This is a genomic window from Pseudomonas sp. DCB_BI, assembly GCF_026240995.1.
Classification (GTDB): domain Bacteria; phylum Pseudomonadota; class Gammaproteobacteria; order Pseudomonadales; family Pseudomonadaceae; genus Aquipseudomonas.
Map to the genome: position 1 here is coordinate 43,028 of NZ_JAPFCG010000002.1, position 18,009 is coordinate 61,036.

Below are 18,009 nucleotides of genomic sequence, written 5' to 3' on the forward strand. Positions count from 1 at the left end.
GGCAAGCCCGCTGCCACATGAACCGTGCAGGCTCCAGGCCGACCTGTACCTGCATGGAGCTACGCTGCATTACGCCGGCTCGTCCCCAGCAGGTCCTGATACCACAGGCCAGCGTCATAGGCGATGGTCACCAGGGTAGTCTCGACATAGCGCGGATGCTGCGCCATGCGCTGGGCAACCGCCAGGCAGGCGGCGGCGGTATTGCCCACGAAAATGCCACTTTGCATGTAGAACCAGCGTTGCGCGGCCAGCATTTCGGCGTGCTGCACCTGGGCCCGCTCGTCCACCAGCGACCAGTCCATGAAAGGCGGGCAAACCCCCACCGCCATGCCCTCGAAGCGATGATCGGCGAACACACCCGCCCGCGAATCACAGCCGCTGGGGTCAACCAGCACCGTCGACACGTCAAAGCCATGATCCTTCAACCCCAGGGTAATACCGGTGAAACTGGCACCCGTACCTGCACAGCCGACAAACAGGATGTCCCGCCCCGCACCGGCATTGGTCAATTGCACGGCCAGTTCGCTGGCGGTCTGATACCGATGGGCTTCGACCCCCACAGGGTTGTTGAACTGGTCGGTGTAGAAGTATGACTTGCCCAGCGCGGCCTGGTTTTCCAGGTGGTGCATCACCACGTCCTTGGGTGTTGCACCGGCCAGGAGCATTTCCTTGCCAATCAACCGGGCACCGAAGCACTCCAGCAAGTCACGCTTGGTCTGGCTGAAACTCAGCCCAACGGCCAGTTCGACCGCAACCTGATACTTGTGGCAAGCCGCCAGCAGGCCAAAGCCGAAACTGCCACCGGTCTTCTCGATGACGGTCGTCACCCCAGGGATGATGTCGCCATTGCAAACGGCATGCTCGATGATGCGCCGGGCCGCACGGTATTTGTGGCTGCCACCCGGGTTGTTCATTTCCAGCTTGGTATAGATGCGTTCACTGACGCTGATCAGCTCGCTCATTTGCGGCCACCTTCCATTGAAGCACGCAGGCAGGCCTTGTTCTGCAGCAGGCCGGCAGTGGCGATGAGCAGGCCGATGCACAAGACCATGCAAATGGCATTGGTACCGTCCCAGCCGACCGTACTCAGCAACAGCGAAGGGCTGAAGGCGCCGATGGTGGCGAAAATGGCGATGGCCAGGTCGTTCTTGCCCTGCATCTGCATCGCTGCCGGGCTATTCTGCAGCGACTGCGCCAGCAAGGCACCGCCCCCCACATACGTCAGGTTCCAGCCGAGCCCGAGAGCAACCAGCGCCAGGGTCATCATGGCGTAGCTGTGCGACCAGATGTTCAACGCCGAGCAACCGATCAACAGGGCCAGGCCTGCGCAGATTGTGGTCCTGATGCCTAGCCGCTGGATGATTGCACCGGTAAAGAACGACGGCGCAAACATGGCAATCACATGCCATTGGATCGCCAAACGCACGTCGGTAAAGTCCTGGTGCATGTGCTTCATGTGCATCGAGGCCTGGATCATCAGCAGGTTCATGATCCCGTAGCCCAGCGCAGCGACGGCCATTGCCACTAGAACGCTCGGGCTTGCCGGCTCGGCGCGGGCACTGGCCGATCTGACGGCGCTGTTGGCCGCATTGGCCGTGTGGGTATCGTTGGGCAGGCACAGGGCGATCAGCAGTGACAGCAGCGCCAAGCCGACAAACGCGGCGTAACACAACGAAAACAACGGATAGCCGCCCATGTCGCGCAGCCATTCGGTGAGCGTCGGCCCGACCACGGCAGCGATGACGCCGCCGGCCACGACCAGCGAAAGGGCCTTGGGTTTCAGGGCCTGGGCAAGGTTGTCTGTGGCTGCAAAGCGGTTGAAGTTGGCAAAAGCGATGTACACACCCAGCGCAGAATGGCTGAGTATCAAGGTTGCGAAGTGCTGGTGCTGCACCGCCAGAAAGCCGCTGACGCCTGACAGCGCCAGGGGAATCGCGCCGAGCATGAACGCTTTCTTGCGACCAATGCGGCTCATCAACCTGGAAACCGGATAGGTTGCCAGCATCAGGCACAGAAACTGGAAGCCATAAGGCACCGTAGACCACGCGGCATCTGGCGCCAGCGCGGCACCGACGATGGCAGCCATGGTTACCGACATGACCGCCGTGGTCAGGTTGATCGACTGTGCGCTGAAATACAGGTAAGTGCGCCGCGGCAGGGTGCTGGTCATAGTGCATGCTCGTGATAGGTGGACAGGTCGATTTCGGCATCAGGGAACACGCAGATCAGCCGTTCCTTGCCTTTGCCCAGACGCTTGCGCCGAACGCTCAGCCGCCCGATGCGTCGAGGTGAATCCAGGTGCGTGCCACCGCACGGGATCTCGATGCCGTCGTAGGTCCACAAGCGGGCGTCCTCCAGCCCCTCGACCGCGTAGTGCTCGATGGGCGCGTTGCAACCGATCAGTTCATTCGCCCGCCGTTCTATCTCGACCACGTCCTCGGCCGTGAAGGCGTCCTCGACCAAAAAGTCGAAGCGGGCCGTGTCCTCCTTGATATGGCAGCCGATGGTCCACTGCTTCAGTTCCTCCCGCAGCCCGACGGCAGCGGCATACAGAAAGTGGCTGGCACTGTGCGAAAGCGTTAGACGTTCGCGCCGTTCAACGTCGATGGTGACGCGGGCCGGCATGCCGACCGTGACCTCATCCAGCACATGCAGGTCGTCAGGGTGCAAGCTGTGAATAATGATGCCGCCCAGCTTTCCGCCCTTGAAACCTTCCAGGCGAATGGGGCTGCCGTAGAGTTTTTTAACCCAGACAAATCGCACGGTACCCATGGGGAGTTCAATCGTGCCGAAGTCCGCCTCCTGGCCGCCACCTTCGGGATAAGCGACGGTACTTTGCAACTCGATGCCGTCACTGTGCACCCGGGTAACTTGCGTGTTGGCACCCGCCAGGTATTGATCCTTGTAATACAGTTTTTCGGTATTGCGCATAACTTCATAGTTCAGAGCGTTCATGATTCAAGTACCACCTGCAATGATGTTTTAACCTGCACCCGGGCAGCAGCAGGAACGTCTTTGGTCACAATGCAACCCGGCCCGATAAAGGCGCCATCACCGACATGGATTGCACCCAGTACACTGGCGAAAGCGCCGATCTGCACGCGGTTGCCAAGCGTCGGATGCCTCGCGTTCGACGGGTTGTCGCTGATACCGCGAGCACCCAGGGTGACGCCGCCGAGCACGTAGCAATCGTCACCAATGGTCGAGGTTTCGCCGATGACGGTGCCCATGCCGTGATCGATGATGAAGCGCGCGCCGATGCGGCTACGGAAGTGGATCTCCGCTCCAGAAAGCATTTTTCCGCGCCGTGAAATCATGGCGGCGAGGCATTGGCCGCCGGCGCCATATGAAGCTGCGCTGTTGCTGTAGACCCAGTGGGCAAGCCGGTAATGCAACACAGCGGAATAAGAGGTATAGGTTCTGGCAATGAAGATGAGGTCACGGCCGGCGGCCGGGTCCTTCATGGCAAATGCGAGCAGGTCGGCATGCGCCTGCTCGGTCACTTCATCAATAATCGCTGTTGTTTTCAGCGCTTCGAATTCTTCAATTGAACAGCACTCCAATAACGCAGAGGTCACAAGGTTTTTTACAACTTTGTATGACTCCAGTTCATCAGGCACAGGAAGCCTGGCAATGACGGCTGATTGCATGTCCATAGGGGGCAGGGCTCGATATCCAGTTGTCTGGTTTGAACAGACGTTAAATGTGCTGCCAAGGCGGGCAGCCGAAAGTTCCGACAAGGGGATAGTGGCATGTACTGGCCACTTGCAAACGAACAGTCGACAAGCATTTCCGTTAACTGTTAGGCTTTTTTTTCTAACGGTTTCGGACCTGCCATGATCACCAGCAACCTTCATCTCCTGTTGAAACAACGCCTGGATGCGGGTGAATGGTTGCCTGGCCAGCGCATGCCCTCGATTCGCAAGCTGACAGCTGCCGTCGACTTCAGTTACCACGATGTGGTGTCGGCCTATGCCCAGCTGGTCAGCGAGGGGGTGTTGACGGCGTCACCCGGCCGCGGCTACTTCGTTGCCAACCGCAGCCGCCAAGCCAGCGTGATCCACGAGCCCGAGTGCATGGCCGGCGACCCGCTGTTCCGCCTGCTGCAGGGTGGCCAGCACTACACCAAACTGGGCAGCGGCTGGCTGCCGCCCGCCTGGCGCGACACCGAGCTACTGGCCAAGGCGATCCGGCGCACCGCGCGGCTGGAACAAAGTTCGCTGGCCGAATATGGCGATATCCAGGGCTACCTGCCCATGCGCAAGCAGCTGTGCGTGCACATGAAACGGCTGACCCGCGTCGAAGCCCGCCCCAACCAGCTGCTGACCACGCTGGGCGCCACCCAAGGGCTGGACCTGGTTGCGCGGCTATTGATCAAGCCGGGCGACCATGTATTCGTCGATGAGCCGGGCAACGGCAACCTGATCAAGCTGATCCAGCTGGCGGGTGGGCACGTGGTCGGCATCCGGCGGACCCAGGACGGGCCGGATGTGGACGAAATGCGAAGCTACCTGGCCACGCACAAGGTCAAGGCGTTCTTCTGCAACAGCACCTTCCACAACCCGACCGGCAGTAACATCAGCCCACACATCGCCTTCAGCGTGCTGCGCCTGGCGGTGGAGCACGAGTTCTACGTGGTCGAGGACGATGTGTATGGCGACTTCAGCCCGGCCGTGCGCCAGACCTTCGCCGAACTGGACAACCTGGACCGGGTCATTTACGTGGGCAGTTTCTCCAAATGCCTGTCGGCCTCACTGCGCGTAGGCTTCATTGCCTGCTCGCAAGACCTGATCGAACCGCTGACGCGCCTGAAGCTGCTGACCTGCGTCGCCGTGCCGGCGTTCTGCGAACGCTTCGTCAACACCATATTGTCGGATGGCACTTATGCCCGGCACATGAAGGACGTGCAGCAGCGCCTGATTCGCCAGCAAGTGCAAACCCAACGCCTGTTGCTCGAGCGCGGCTGGCAGTTCGAAATTGCCCCGCAAGGGGGTATGTTCCTGTGGGTCTACCACCCAGACCTGCCCGACCTGCAACCTTTCATGCGCAAACTGGAACAGCACAAGATCCTGCTGATGCCCGGTTCTGCATTTGCCGTCACCCGTGACTACCGGCGCTACGCACGTATCAATTGCACGCATTTTTCGGACGCCCTGGCCGATCACTTCGACGTTTGATCCGCCGCCGGCAAATAAACCGACCCAGGACCTTGCATGGCGCCTGCGCGCTAACTACCTTTAGCGCCTTTCCAAACCAGCCTCGCCTTGCAGGAGCCCTTGCCATGGCCGCCCCCGCCTTTCCACCCTTCCGCCCGCGGTTCGCAACCGCTGCCACGCTGCTCGGCATGCTCGGGCTGGCCGGCTGCCAGACGGGCGGCTACCAGAACAGCGTGCCACCGACCAGTGGTGTGCAGCCGCTCAAGGGCCTGGCGCAGAATGTTTCGGTGCGGCGCAATGCCATGGGCGCGCCGCTGATCGAAAGCAGCAGTTTTCATGACGCGCTGTTCAGCCTGGGCTATGTACATGCCGGCGATCGCATCGAGCAGATGGTCGCCATGCGCCTGCTGGCCCAAGGCCGCTTGGCTGAACTGGCCGGCAGCGAAGCACTGGACATCGACCGCCTGATGCGCGCCGCCAACCTCAAGCAGAGCGCCGCCCAGCAATATGCCGACGCGTCGCCACGGCTCAAGCGCTTCTTTGAAGTGTATGCGCGCGGGGTCAACGCCTACCTGTTCCGCTACCGCGACAAATTGCCTGCCGAACTGGCCAGCACCGGCTATCGCCCGGAATACTGGAAGCCCGAGGACTCCGCGCTGATCTTCTGCCTGTACGCGTTCAGCCAGTCAGTCAACCTGCAGGAAGAGCTCAGCGCCCTGACCTTGGCGCAGAAGGTCGGCAGCGACAAGCTGGCCTGGCTGCTGCCCGGTGCCCCGGACGAGCCGTTGGCGCACAGCGAAATGGACAAGCTCAAGGGGCTGAACCTTGCCAGCCAGTTGCCGGGGCTGCCAGCCCTGGCGGCCACCAGCCAGAAACTGGCCGATCTCGACCTGCTCGGCAGCCCAGGCTCCGCCAACCTGGCCCTGGGCCCGCAGCGCAGCCGCAGCGGCAAAAGCCTCATGGCCAGCGACAGCCGCGCTGCCTGGGCGTTGAGCCCGGTGCAGATCCATACCAGCAAATATCAGGTTGCCGGGCTGTCGCTGCCTGGCCTGCCCATCGTGCTGGCCGGTTACAACGGCAAGCTGGCCTGGAGCAGCAGCGCGGTCATGGCCGACAACCAGGACTTGTTCCTGGAGCAATTGCGTCGCCAGGGCAGCCAGCTGAACTATCTGGCCGACGGCAAATGGCTGCCCGCCCGCCCCCGTAGCGAAACCTTCTTCGTCCGCGGCCAACGGCCGCTGCGCGAGGTCATGTACGACACCCGTCACGGCACCCTGCTGGCCCAGCCAGCCAACGCCAGCCTGGGCCTGGCGTTGAACCTGCCGCAGTTCAAGGGCGACCGCAGCCTGGATGCGCTGTTCAACCTGACCCGGGCCAGCAACGTCGAGCGGGCGTTCGACAGCACCCGTGAAGTGACTGCCGCGGCGCTGAACTTCGTATTCGCCGAACCCGAGCACATCGGTTGGCAAGTCAGTGGCCGCTACCCCAACCGCCGTGAAGGCCAGGGCCTGCTACCCTCGCCAGGTTGGGACGGGCGCTACGACTGGGATGGCTACGCCGACCCGATGCTACACCCGTATGACCAGGACCCGAGCGCGGGCTGGATCGGCCACGCCAACCAGCGCAGTCAGCCGCGTGGCTATGGCATGCAGCTGTCCAATACCTGGTACTACCCTGAGCGCGCCGAACGCCTGGCCCAGCTGGCAGGCAATGGTCGCCACGACAGCCGCAGCCTGATGGCCCTGCAGAACGACCAGGTGACCTTGCTGGCCGACAAGCTCAAGCAGATGTTCGACGCCCCCGGCATGGCCCTGCCACTGAAGCAGGCGATCGACGCCCTGCCTCCCGCACAGCGCGACAAGGCCCGTGAGGCACTGACCCGGCTCAAGGCTTTCGACGGCCGCCTGAGCCCGGTGTCGGCGGATGCCGCGTTGTACGAACTGTTCCTCCAGGAAGTGGCGCGGCAGACCTTCCTCGACGACCTCGGACCGGAGTCTGGCCCGGCCTGGCAAGCCTTTGTCAGCAATGCACGGCTGTCATTCTCGGCACAGGCCGATCACCTGTTGGGCCGTGATGACAGCCCGTTCTGGGATGACCGCAACACCGCGCAGAAAGAAGACAAGCCCACCATCCTCGCCCGCAGCCTGGCGGGCGCGGTGGATGCCGGCACCGCGCAACTGGGGGCCGACCGCCGTGCCTGGCAGTGGGGCAGGCTGCACCAGTATCGCTGGCCGGCACCGGCCTACCATGGCCTGGGCGACGCCCTGAGCCGCTCGCCGCTGGCCGCAGGCGGCGACTTCAGCACCCTGGCCCTCACCCCGTACGCCTGGGGCAGCGACTTCGATACCCGTCTGCCGGCCTCGGCGCGGATGATCGTCGACTTCAGTCAGGCCGAACCGCTGCAGGTGCTGACCAGCAGCGGCCAGTCCGGCAACCCGGCCAGCGCGCACCACGGCGACGCGCTGGATGCCTGGTTCAAAGGGCGTTTCATGAGCCTGCCACTGCAGCCGCAGAATTTCGGGCGGGCGTATGGCAACCAGCGTTTGACCTTGGTGCCGGGGCGGTAAGGCATATGTAACGGGGGAGGCTGAGAAACGCCTGACCAGATATTGGCAGCGCCTGTGGGATCGTGCGCCGCCCGCGCGGCGCTTCGCGGGTCAAGCCCGCTCCCACATCTGTTTCGGGCCAATCATTCCTGTGAGGGCACCGCTGTCCGCCTTGTTAGACCGCTCAATGTCGAGCCATGCGCCAAGGGGGCGTACCAATCTGCCACAGGATTAACTGACCCGAAATGTGGGAGCGGGCTTGCCCCGCGAAGCGCCGCGCGGGCGGCGCACGATCTCACAGGCGCTGCCAGTTGCCCGCCCGGCACCTGCCAACCCCAACCCGTCCGAACTTCCTGCCTCCACCACGGCTCCTAACTGGTAACTCAGCCCGTGCAAAACGCCCATGGACCTCGTGATTGCTCGCCCCGAAGGCCTGTACTGCCCGCCTGGGGATTTCTATATCGACCCCTGGCGGCCCGTGGACCGAGCCGTGATCACTCATGGCCACGGCGACCACGCACGCACCGGCAATGGCCATTATCTGACCGCCAGCCCCGGGGCCGGTATCCTGCGCAGCCGCCTGGGCCAGGACATCGATCTACAGACCCTGCCCTACGGCCAGCGCCTGCTACACCACGGCGTGACACTGAGCCTGCATCCGGCCGGGCATGTGCTGGGCTCGGCGCAAGTGCGCCTGGAGTATCAAGGCGAAGTCTGGGTCGCCTCAGGCGACTACAAAGTCGAGCCCGATGGCACCTGCACGCCCTTCGAACCTGTGCCGTGCCATACCTTCATCACCGAATCGACCTTCGGCCTGCCGATCTACCGCTGGCCGAGCCAGGCCGAGATCTTCGCCGGCATCAATACCTGGTGGCGGGCCAATAGCGAGCAAGGCAAGGCCAGCGTGTTGTTCTGCTATGCCTTCGGCAAGGCCCAGCGGATTCTGCACGGGCTGGACGCCAGCATCGGCCCGATCCTGGTGCATGGTGCCGTCGAACCGCTCAACCGGGTCTACCGCGAGGCCGGTGTCCGGCTGCCGGAAACCCGCTATGCCGGCGACATCCCACGCAACGACCCACTACTGCGCCAGGCATTGGTCCTGGCTCCGCCATCAGCCGGAGGCAGCAGCTGGATGCGCCGTTTTGGTGACTACAGCGATGCGTTCGCCAGCGGCTGGATGCTGTTGCGTGGGACACGCCGACGCCGGGGCGTAGACCGCGGTTTCGTGCTTTCCGACCATGCCGACTGGCCAGGCCTGCTCTGGGCCATCGGCCAGACCGGCGCAGAACGGGTTATGGTCACCCACGGCTCGGTCAACGTGCTGGTGCGCTACCTCAACGAGCAAGGCCTGGATGCCCGTGCCTTCGTCACCGAATATGGTAACGAGGACGACGCACCGGACACTGGGCTTTCGCCATGAAAGCCTTCGCCATGCTGTACCTGCGCCTGGACGCGACCACCTCCAGCAACGCCAAGCTCGAGGCTCTGCGCGACTACTTCGCGGCAGCGCCCGCCGAAGATGCTGCCTGGGCCGTGTACTTCCTGGCCGGCGGGCGTCCGCGGCAACTGGTGCCCACGCGTCTTCTGCGCGAACTGGCAACGGCCTTGGCCGGCTTGCCGGACTGGCTGTTCGAAGAAAGCTACCAAGCCGTCGGCGACCTGGCAGAGACCATATCGCTACTGCTACCGCTGCATGCCCAAGGCAGCGACGAAGGCTTGGCGACCTGGGTTGAACAACACTTGCTGCCCTTGCGTGGACTGCCGCCTGAACAGGTCCGGCAGCGCCTGCCACCGCTGTGGGCGCAACTCGAACGCCCCACCCTGATGCTTTGCCTGAAACTGATCACCGGCAGTTTTCGCGTGGGCGTGTCCAAGTTGCTGGTTACCCGCGCGCTGGCGCAATTGGCCGGGCTGGATGCCAAACGCGTGGCCCAGCGCCTGGTCGGCTACACCGATATCAGCCATCGCCCTACGGCCGCCAGCTATCAAAAGCTGATTGCTGCTGAATCCGCCGATGAACACAGCCAGCGTGGTGGCCAGCCCTATCCATTCTTCCTCGCCCATCCGCTGCAAGTCCCAGTCGAGCAGTTCGATGCCTTCCTCGGGCCGCCGAGTGCCTGGCAAATCGAGTGGAAGTGGGACGGTATTCGCGCCCAGGTGGTCAAGCGCGATGGCCAAATCTGGATCTGGTCACGCGGCGAGGAACTGGTGACCGACCGTTTCCCCGAACTGCACAGCCTGGCGCAGACGCTCCCGGACGGCGTGGTGCTCGACGGGGAGATTCTGGTCTGGAAGCCGGGAAATGGAGATGAACTGGCCGTACAGCCGTTTGCCTTGCTGCAGCAGCGCATCGGGCGCAAAACGCTGGGCAAGAAGCTGCTGAACGATGCGCCTGTCGTGCTGCAGGCCTACGACCTGCTGGAGTGGCAAGGCGAAGACTGGCGCAGCCGAGCGCAACACGAACGGCGCAGCCAACTGCAACGGCTGGTCGATGAACACCCGCTTGCACCGGTGCTGCTGTCGCCGCTGCTTGAAGGCCCGGACTGGGCCGACCTTGCCCGACAGCGCGAGCTTTCGCGCAGCCTGGGCGTCGAGGGCCTGATGCTCAAGCAGCGCGAAGCCCTTTACGGGGTGGGCCGGACCAAGGACATGGGCACCTGGTGGAAGTGGAAGATCGACCCGTTCAGCATCGATGCCGTGCTGATCTATGCCCAGCGCGGGCACGGCCGTCGGGCCAGCCTGTACAGCGACTACACCTTCGCTGTGTGGGACGCGCCAGCCGGCTCGCCGGGGCGGGCACTGGTGCCGTTTGCCAAGGCCTATTCAGGGCTCAGTGATGAAGAAATGCGCAAGGTCGACGCCATCATTCGCAAGACCACGGTGGAAACCTTCGGCCCTGTGCGCAGCGTGACGCCCACGCTGGTGTTCGAGCTGGGCTTCGAAGGCATCGCCCTGTCCCGCCGCCACAAGAGCGGCATCGCCGTACGCTTTCCGCGCATGCTGCGCTGGCGCCTGGACAAGCCGGTGGATGAAGCGGATGACCTGGCGACGCTGCAGGGCCTGCTGGCCTGACACCCGTTCCGGACCGTGCTGGCTGGTTCGCGGTAGCCAGGTAAACACCGATGGAGGCGCAAGGCCGGAAACTGTGCTTCTATCTGAATGCCGACCCGTGTCGCAGACCGTTTTCGCCACGCAGCCAGGACCACCATGCACCATTCAACCCACGACCTGCTCTCGCCCGTTCCGGGCATCACCCGTCAACTGCACAGTTTCCACTTCGGCCCCCGCGGTGGCGGCAAGGTGTATATCCAGGCCTCGCTGCACGCCGACGAGCTGCCGGGCATGCTGGTGGCCTGGCACCTGAAGCGCCACTTGGCAGAACTGGAGCAACAGGGCCGCCTGCAGCGCGAGATCATCCTGGTGCCGGTGGCCAACCCGGTCGGCCTGGAGCAGGTACTACTGGACGCACCACTGGGGCGGTTCGAACTGCAAAGCGGCGAAAACTTCAATCGCAACTTCGTCGACCTGTCGGACAGCATCGGCGACCAGATCGAAGGGCACCTGACCCAGGACCCGGCACACAACGTCGCGCTGATTCGCGAATTCCTGCGCAGGGGGTTGGATGCGCACCCTGCGCGCACCCCCCTGCAGGCCCAGCGCCTGATCCTGCAACGGCTGGCCTGTGACGCCGACATGGTGCTGGACCTGCACTGCGACTTCGAGGCGGTCGAGCACCTGTACACCACGCCAGACGCCTGGCCGCAGATCGAGCCACTGGCCCGCTACCTGGGCGCCCAGGCCAGCCTGCTGGCGACCGACTCGGGCGGGCAGTCGTTCGATGAATGCTTCAGCCTGGTCTGGTGGCAGTTACAGCAGCGCTTTGGCAAGCGCTTCCCGATTCCGCTGGGCTGCTGCTCGGTAACCGTCGAGTTGCGTGGTCAGGCGGACGTAAGCCATGACCTGGCCAGCAAAGACTGCCGGGCGATCCTCGACTTCCTCACCCATGCAGGCGTTATCGAGGGCACTTGCGGGGCCCTGCCCGCCTTGCACCGCCCGGCTACACCGCTGGCTGCAGTGGAACCAGTGGCGACACCCCTGGGCGGATTGCTGGTGTATCACGCCAAACCCGGCCAACACCTGGAAGCCGGCCATTTGATAGCCGAAGTCATCGACCCGCTCAATGACCGGGTCACCGCCATACGCAATAGCCAGCCCGGCCTTCTGTATGCCCGCAGCGCACGGCGCATGGCAACGGCCGGCATGGTCATCGCCCATGTGGCCGGCGAGCAGGTGTGCCGCAGCGGCTACCTGCTGGGCAATTGATCCGGTAAAACCATTGCCGCCAACGGGAGGTCTGTAGAAACACAGCCTTCGAAGGACCACCCGCCACATGCCCTCCACCCCCGACCTCGCCAATGCCTGGTTTGCCAAACGTGGCTGGAAGCCATTCGCATTCCAGCGTCGGGTATGGGCGGCGCTGGAGCGCGGCGAGTCAGGCCTGCTCCACGCCAGTACCGGTGCTGGCAAGACCTACGCGGTATGGCTCGGTGCGCTACGTGCGTTCAAGGCCCCAGCCCAGGGTCGCCAGCCGGCACCGTTGCAAGTGGTATGGGTTACCCCCATGCGCGCACTGGCCGCAGACACCGCACGCGCTTTGCAGGCGCCGCTGGAGGAGCTGGAGCTGCCCTGGAGCGTTGGCGTGCGCAGCGGCGACACCGGGAGTGCTGAGCGTGCCCGGCAAAGCCGGCGCCTGCCAAGCGTGTTGGTCACCACACCCGAGAGCCTGACGTTGCTGCTGACCCGGGCCCAGGCCCGTGAGGACTTCGCCACGCTGCGCCTGGTAGTGGTGGACGAATGGCACGAACTGCTTGGCAACAAACGGGGCGTGCAACTGCAACTGGCCCTTGCCCACCTGCGCCAATGGCTACCTGGGCTGACGACCTGGGGCCTCTCGGCCACCCTCGGTAACCTGCAGCACGCGCTGGATGTGTTGCTGCCGCAAGGCGGCCAGCTGATACAGGGGCGACAAGACAAGGCATTGCAGGTCGACACCCTGCTGCCGATGGCGATAGAACGCTTCCCCTGGGCCGGCCATATGGGGCTGAAGATGCTTGCCCAGGTCAGCCAGGAAATCGATGCCAGTACCAGTTGCCTGGTATTTACCAATACCCGAGCCCAGGCCGAGCTGTGGTACCAGGCCCTGCTTGAAGCCCGCCCGGACTGGGCCGGCCTGATTGCCCTGCACCATGCCTCGCTGGCCCGCGATACCCGCGATTGGGTCGAGCGCAGCCTCAAGCAAGGCAACCTGAAAGCGGTGGTCTGCACCTCCAGCCTGGACCTGGGCGTGGACTTCCTGCCAGTGGAGCGGGTGCTGCAGATCGGCTCAGCCAAAGGCATTGCGCGGCTGATGCAACGGGCGGGGCGCTCGGGGCACGCGCCTGGGCGGCGCTCGCGAGTCACGCTGGTGCCTACCCACAGCCTGGAACTGGTCGAGGCGGCGGCGGCCCGGCAGGCACTGGCCGCCGGGCACATCGAAGCCCGCTTCTCACCGCGCCTGTGCATGGACGTGCTGGTGCAGCACGTGGTCAGCATGGCCCTGGGCAGTGGCTTTCACCCCGAGCAACTATTGGCCGAAGTGCGCAGCACGTGGGCTTTTGCCGGGTTGCGCGACAGCCAGTGGCAGTGGGCACTGGATTTTGTCTGCCACGGCGGCAGTTCACTTACCGCCTACCCCGACTACCAGCGCGTTGAGCGCCAGGCCGACGGGGTGTATCGAGTGGCCAGCGAACGCCTCGCTCGTCGCCACCGCATGGGCATCGGTACCATCGTCAGCGATGCCAACCTGCAACTGAAATTCTGGAGCAAGGGCGGTGGCGGCAAGACCTTGGGCAGTGTCGAAGAAGCGTTCATCGCCCGCCTGCGGCCCGGCGATACGCTGGTGTTTGCCGGGCGGGTACTGGAACTGGTGCGCGTTGAGAACATGACCGCCTATGTGCGTCGCAGCACCGCGCGCAAGGCTGCGGTAGCCCGTTGGAACGGTGGGCGCATGCCGCTCTCGAGCGAACTGGCCGATGCGCTGGTCGAACAGCTCGACGCGGCTGCCCATGAACGCTTCGACGGCCCGGAGATGCGCGCAGTGCGCCCATTGCTGGCACTGCAGGCGCAATGGTCAGCCTTGCCCACAACCGGGACGCTGTTGGCCGAAACCTTCAAGTCCCGCCAGGGCTGGCACTTGTTCCTGTACCCGTTCGCCGGGCGCATGGCCAACCTGGGCCTGGCCAACCTGATTGCCTGGCGGGTCAGCCGCACCCAGCCACTTTCGGTTTCGATCGCGGTCAATGACTATGGGTTCGAACTGCTCAGCCCGGGGAATGTGGACTGGGCTACGCATCTGCCCCAGGCACTGAGCACCGAGCAGCTGCTGGAGGATGTGCTGGCCAGCCTGAATGCGGGGGAGATGGCGCTACGGCGCTTTCGCGAAATTGCCCAGATTGCTGGGCTGGTGTTTGGCGGATACCCGGCCGCGCAAAAAAGCACCCGGCAGATCCAGGCGTCCAGCGGGCTGTTCTACGAAGTGTTCCGCAAGCATGATGCGGGTAACCTGCTGCTTGGCCAGGCGCGGGATGAGGTATTGAGTGAAGAACTGGAGATTGAACGGTTGCACCGGCAGCTGCTGAAAATGAATGGGTTGCGGTTGGACCTGCAGGCACTGAAGCGGCCAGGGCCGCTGGCGTTCGCCTTGTTGGTGGAGGGAATGCGCGAAACTTTGAGTACCGAAAAACTGGCGGACCGGATTGCGCGGATGGTTGCGGAGCTGGAGCACGCGGCAGGCGCGGGACAATGAACCATCAGGCCATCGAGCACTGCGGCCAGCTTCTATGGCTGCTCCCGGACAAGTCCATTTACTGGCCAGCACAGCGCGCCCTGCTGGTTGCCGATGTGCATATCGGCAAGGCCGCCAGCTATCGCGCGTTGCACCAACCTGTGCCGCGCGGCACTACCGAGGCGAATTTCGCCCGCCTGGACGCCTTGCTGGAGGCCTATGACTGCGAACGACTGATCGTGCTAGGCGACTTTCTGCATGCGCGCACAGCCCGGGCACCCGCAACGCTAGCGCGCCTGTATGCCTGGCGAGAACGGCATCAGGACCTGAAAATCGTGCTAATTCGCGGCAATCATGATCGCAACGCCGGCGATCCGCCTGCTTCGTTGAATATCGAAGTGCAGGACGAACCGTGGATTCTGGGCCCCTTTGCGCTGCAACATGAACCCAAGGCCCACCCGACACACCCGGTACTGGCAGGCCACGTGCACCCGGTCTTCGTCTTGCGCGGCAAGGCCCGTCAACGCCTGCGCCTGCCGTGCTTCCTGATCGATGCGCAGGTCAGCCTGCTACCGGCATTCGGTGAATTCACAGGTGGCTGGGAGGTCACTCCTGCCAGCACCAGCCAGGTTTACCTGGCCGGCGCCGGCCGCGTCTGGCCACTGTAGCGGCGCTCAGGCCACCGGTGCTGGAGGTGGCTCGTCTGGCAAGGTCGGTTCGCCGGGCTCCATGGGGGGAGATTCACCAGGCTCCGCAGGTTGCGGGGTATCGGGATCAGGCTGGTGGGGCACGCCCCCCGCCTGCATCGGCAGCGGGTGCGCCAGTAGTGACCAGGGCAACAACCCGACGTGATTGGGCTGCAGGCCTGCCAGCTTGGCACTGATTGCGGGGTGGAGTTTCATTGGCTGCTCCTGACGTGAGCCGCTACACATCATGCGCAGCAGCATTATCAGGTTGGAGTGCCAAAGGCGCGGGTAATTCCCCGCGCTTGTCGGCTCAGGTACGCGGCAGGGTGACGCCGCGCTGGCCCTGGTATTTGCCACCACGGTCCTTGTACGACACTTCGCATTCTTCGTCGGACTGCAGGAACAGCATCTGTGCCACACCTTCGTTGGCGTAGATCTTCGCCGGCAGCGTGGTGGTGTTGGAGAACTCCAGCGTCACGTGGCCTTCCCACTCGGGCTCGAGCGGGGTGACGTTGACGATGATGCCGCAGCGGGCGTAGGTGCTCTTGCCCAAGCAGATGGTCAGCACGTCACGCGGGATGCGGAAGTACTCGACGGTGCGGGCCAGGGCGAACGAGTTTGGCGGAATGATGCACACGTCACTCTTGATGTCGACAAAGCTGCCGGCATCGAAGTTTTTCGGGTCGACGGTGGCGGAATTGATGTTGGTGAACACCTTGAATTCGTCTGCGCAGCGCACGTCGTAGCCGTAGCTGGAAACGCCGAAGGAGATGACCCGGCTGTCCTGCTCGCCGCGCACCTGGCGCTCGACGAACGGCTCGATCATGCCGTGTTCCTGCGCCATGCGGCGAATCCACTTGTCCGATTTGATGCTCATGGCGGGGGTGTCCTGAAGAGTTGCGTGGTGAAAATCGTGACGCGCATCTTACCGGTCCCGGCGCCCAGGTTAAAGTTCCCTGCCGCATCCCGCGCCGGGCGGGGGTTGTAGCCGCCGTCGATCCGAATTTGCGTAAAGCGCCTTCAGACCATTGGCAGGTTGCGGAAAGTGGGGTAAGGTGACGCCACTGTGCTGCACGTGACACCGAGAATCTCTAGTTTGATGCACGATCCTGATCGGCCCATCGCTGAATTTTCTGCTCTCTTTGCGCTCAGTCCCGGGCAGGGTTTTTCCTGACCGTTATCAAATTGTCCAAGGAGACAGAAAAATGTCCAACCGTCAATCCGGTGTTGTTAAGTGGTTCAACGATGAGAAAGGCTACGGCTTCATCACCCCTCAGTCGGGCGACGACCTGTTCGTGCACTTCAAAGCCATCCAAGCTGACGGCTTCAAAACCCTGAAAGAAGGCCAGGCTGTTACTTTCGTCGCTACCCGCGGCCAGAAAGGCATGCAGGCTGAAGAAGTTCAGATCGCCTAAGTCGATCTCGCTTCCTAGCTTTCAAAAAAACCCGCCTTCTGGCGGGTTTTTTTATGCCTGTGAAAGGCCCTGCATGCAAGGCCGCTCCCATAGACTGACTCATTTTGCCGGGACTTTGTGGGAGCGGGCTTGCCCCGCGAACACCGGCAAAGCCGGTGCCATGCGCCGCAGCCCAAGCGGTTGGGCAATCTCCCACAGGAAATGCGTCAGTCTTCGGTGATGGTAATGCTCGGCATGGCCGGCGCCGCAGCTTCCTGCAACACGATCCGCGCCCCCACCTGGCGGGCCAGCTCCTGGTAAACCATGGCGATCTGGCTTTCCGGTTCGGCAACCGCCGTCGGCTTGCCGCTGTCAGCCTGCTCGCGAATCAGCATCGACAATGGCAGCGACGCCAGCAGGTCGACACCATACTGGCTGGCCAGCTTCTCGCCACCACCTTCGCCGAACAGGTGCTCGGCATGGCCGCAGTTCGAACAAATGTGCACGGCCATGTTTTCGACCACGCCCAGCACCGGAATATTGACCTTGCGGAACATTTCCACGCCCTTCTTGGCATCCAGCAAGGCCAGGTCCTGCGGCGTGGTCACGATCACCGAACCGGCGACCGGTACCTTCTGCGCCAGGGTCAGCTGGATGTCACCGGTACCTGGCGGCATATCGATCACCAGGTAATCCAGGTCGTCCCAGGCAGTCTGGGTGACCAACTGCAGCAGCGCGCCCGAAACCATGGGGCCACGCCAGACCATCGGCGTATTGTCGTCAGTGAGGAATGCCATGGACATGACTTCTACCCCATGGGCCTTGATCGGCACGAACCACTTTTGCTCACGGATCTGTGGCCGGGTGCCTTCAGCGATACCGAACATCACGCCCTGACTTGGGCCGTAGATGTCGGCATCGAGAATACCCACCCGTGCACCTTCGCGGGCGAGGGCCAAGGCCAGGTTGGCCGCGGTGGTCGACTTGCCCACCCCGCCCTTGCCCGAGGCCACGGCGATGATGTTCTTGACGTTGGCCATGGCCGGGACCTGGGCCTGGGCCTTGTGCGCAGCCACTACGCAGTCGATCGACACCTCGGCGCCGCTGACGCCCTCCAGGTTGCCGATGGCAGTCTGCAGTACCTGCGCCCAGCCGTTCTTGAACAGCCCTGCGGCATACCCCAACTGCAACTGCACGCGGACCTGCCCGCCCTGGATATCGATGGCGCGCACGCAACCGGCGCTGACCGGGTCCTGGTTCAGGTAGGGGTCGGTGTACTGGCGAAGCACGCCTTCGACGGCGGCACGGGTGACGGCACTCATGGAGACTCCCATTGGCAAACTGAATGTAAAACAGGCGCCTATCCTAACCCGTCAATCGTCAGCAGATGCGCTTGCGGGGTGA

General features: G+C 63.4%; 15 protein-coding genes. 8 read left to right on the plus strand and 7 right to left on the minus strand.

Going from position 1 to position 18,009, the window contains the following annotated elements; genetic code table 11:
* Positions 1–59: 59 nt before the first annotated feature.
* From OO258_RS02535 to OO258_RS02550, 4 genes are read right to left on the minus strand one after another with little or no spacing between them, the layout of a single operon-like run.
* Complete coding sequence (locus OO258_RS02535; protein ID WP_266028752.1) at positions 60–962, minus strand: PLP-dependent cysteine synthase family protein; 903 nt, start codon at positions 960–962, stop codon at positions 60–62.
* Positions 959–2,170: an MFS transporter gene (locus OO258_RS02540; RefSeq protein WP_266028753.1), complete on the minus strand. Its 1,212-nt coding sequence runs from the start codon at positions 2,168–2,170 to the stop codon at positions 959–961. The genes OO258_RS02535 and OO258_RS02540 overlap by 4 nt, the downstream gene beginning before the upstream one ends.
* On the minus strand, positions 2,167–2,955 hold the full coding sequence (locus tag OO258_RS02545) for an alanyl-tRNA editing protein (protein ID WP_266028754.1): 789 nt from the start codon (positions 2,953–2,955) through the stop codon (positions 2,167–2,169). Before OO258_RS02545 ends, OO258_RS02540 begins: the two co-directional genes overlap by 4 nt.
* On the minus strand, positions 2,952–3,656 hold the full coding sequence (locus OO258_RS02550) for a serine O-acetyltransferase (RefSeq protein ID WP_266028755.1): 705 nt from the start codon (positions 3,654–3,656) through the stop codon (positions 2,952–2,954). Before OO258_RS02550 ends, OO258_RS02545 begins: the two co-directional genes overlap by 4 nt.
* A 180-nt stretch (positions 3,657–3,836) precedes the next feature.
* Here OO258_RS02550 and OO258_RS02555 point away from each other — a divergent pair, with 180 nt between their 5' ends.
* The 7 genes from OO258_RS02555 to pdeM all read left to right on the plus strand — a co-directional run bounded on the left by OO258_RS02555 (position 3,837) and on the right by pdeM (position 15,193).
* Positions 3,837–5,177 carry a PLP-dependent aminotransferase family protein gene (locus tag OO258_RS02555; RefSeq protein ID WP_110742825.1) on the plus strand — a complete coding sequence of 447 codons (1,341 nt, stop codon included), beginning with the start codon at positions 3,837–3,839 and terminating at the stop codon, positions 5,175–5,177.
* Between the two features lie 104 nt (positions 5,178–5,281).
* A complete protein-coding gene (locus OO258_RS02560; protein WP_266028756.1) occupies positions 5,282–7,723 on the plus strand; it encodes a penicillin acylase family protein in 2,442 nt (813 codons plus the stop codon).
* A gap of 382 nt (positions 7,724–8,105) precedes the next feature.
* Positions 8,106–9,122 carry a ligase-associated DNA damage response exonuclease gene (locus OO258_RS02565; protein WP_110742821.1) on the plus strand — a complete coding sequence of 339 codons (1,017 nt, stop codon included), beginning with the start codon at positions 8,106–8,108 and terminating at the stop codon, positions 9,120–9,122.
* Positions 9,119–10,774, plus strand: a complete 1,656-nt coding sequence (locus OO258_RS02570; protein ID WP_266028757.1) for an ATP-dependent DNA ligase — start codon at positions 9,119–9,121, stop codon at positions 10,772–10,774. The genes OO258_RS02565 and OO258_RS02570 overlap by 4 nt, the downstream gene beginning before the upstream one ends.
* A 135-nt stretch (positions 10,775–10,909) precedes the next feature.
* Complete coding sequence (locus tag OO258_RS02575; protein WP_266028758.1) at positions 10,910–12,025, plus strand: succinylglutamate desuccinylase/aspartoacylase family protein; 1,116 nt, start codon at positions 10,910–10,912, stop codon at positions 12,023–12,025.
* A gap of 67 nt (positions 12,026–12,092) precedes the next feature.
* Complete coding sequence (locus tag OO258_RS02580; RefSeq protein WP_266028759.1) at positions 12,093–14,546, plus strand: ligase-associated DNA damage response DEXH box helicase; 2,454 nt, start codon at positions 12,093–12,095, stop codon at positions 14,544–14,546.
* On the plus strand, positions 14,543–15,193 hold the full coding sequence (gene pdeM / locus OO258_RS02585; protein ID WP_266028760.1) for a ligase-associated DNA damage response endonuclease PdeM: 651 nt from the start codon (positions 14,543–14,545) through the stop codon (positions 15,191–15,193). The genes OO258_RS02580 and pdeM overlap by 4 nt, the downstream gene beginning before the upstream one ends.
* A gap of 6 nt (positions 15,194–15,199) precedes the next feature.
* Here the strand turns inward: pdeM and OO258_RS02590 are convergent, their stop codons facing one another.
* Positions 15,200–15,427, minus strand: a complete 228-nt coding sequence (locus OO258_RS02590; RefSeq protein WP_110742812.1) for a hypothetical protein — start codon at positions 15,425–15,427, stop codon at positions 15,200–15,202.
* A gap of 94 nt (positions 15,428–15,521) precedes the next feature.
* Positions 15,522–16,088, minus strand: coding sequence for a dCTP deaminase (gene dcd, locus OO258_RS02595; RefSeq protein WP_003258001.1), 567 nt, complete (start codon positions 16,086–16,088; stop codon positions 15,522–15,524).
* 328 nt (positions 16,089–16,416) lie between these two features.
* On the opposite strand from dcd, the gene OO258_RS02600 reads away from it, so the two are divergent.
* Positions 16,417–16,626, plus strand: a complete 210-nt coding sequence (locus OO258_RS02600) for a cold-shock protein (RefSeq protein ID WP_003254922.1) — start codon at positions 16,417–16,419, stop codon at positions 16,624–16,626.
* A 206-nt stretch (positions 16,627–16,832) separates the two neighbouring features.
* Here OO258_RS02600 and apbC read toward each other — a convergent pair whose 3' ends face one another.
* Positions 16,833–17,927, minus strand: coding sequence for an iron-sulfur cluster carrier protein ApbC (gene apbC / locus OO258_RS02605; RefSeq protein ID WP_110742810.1), 1,095 nt, complete (start codon positions 17,925–17,927; stop codon positions 16,833–16,835).
* Positions 17,928–18,009: the final 82 nt, after the last annotated feature.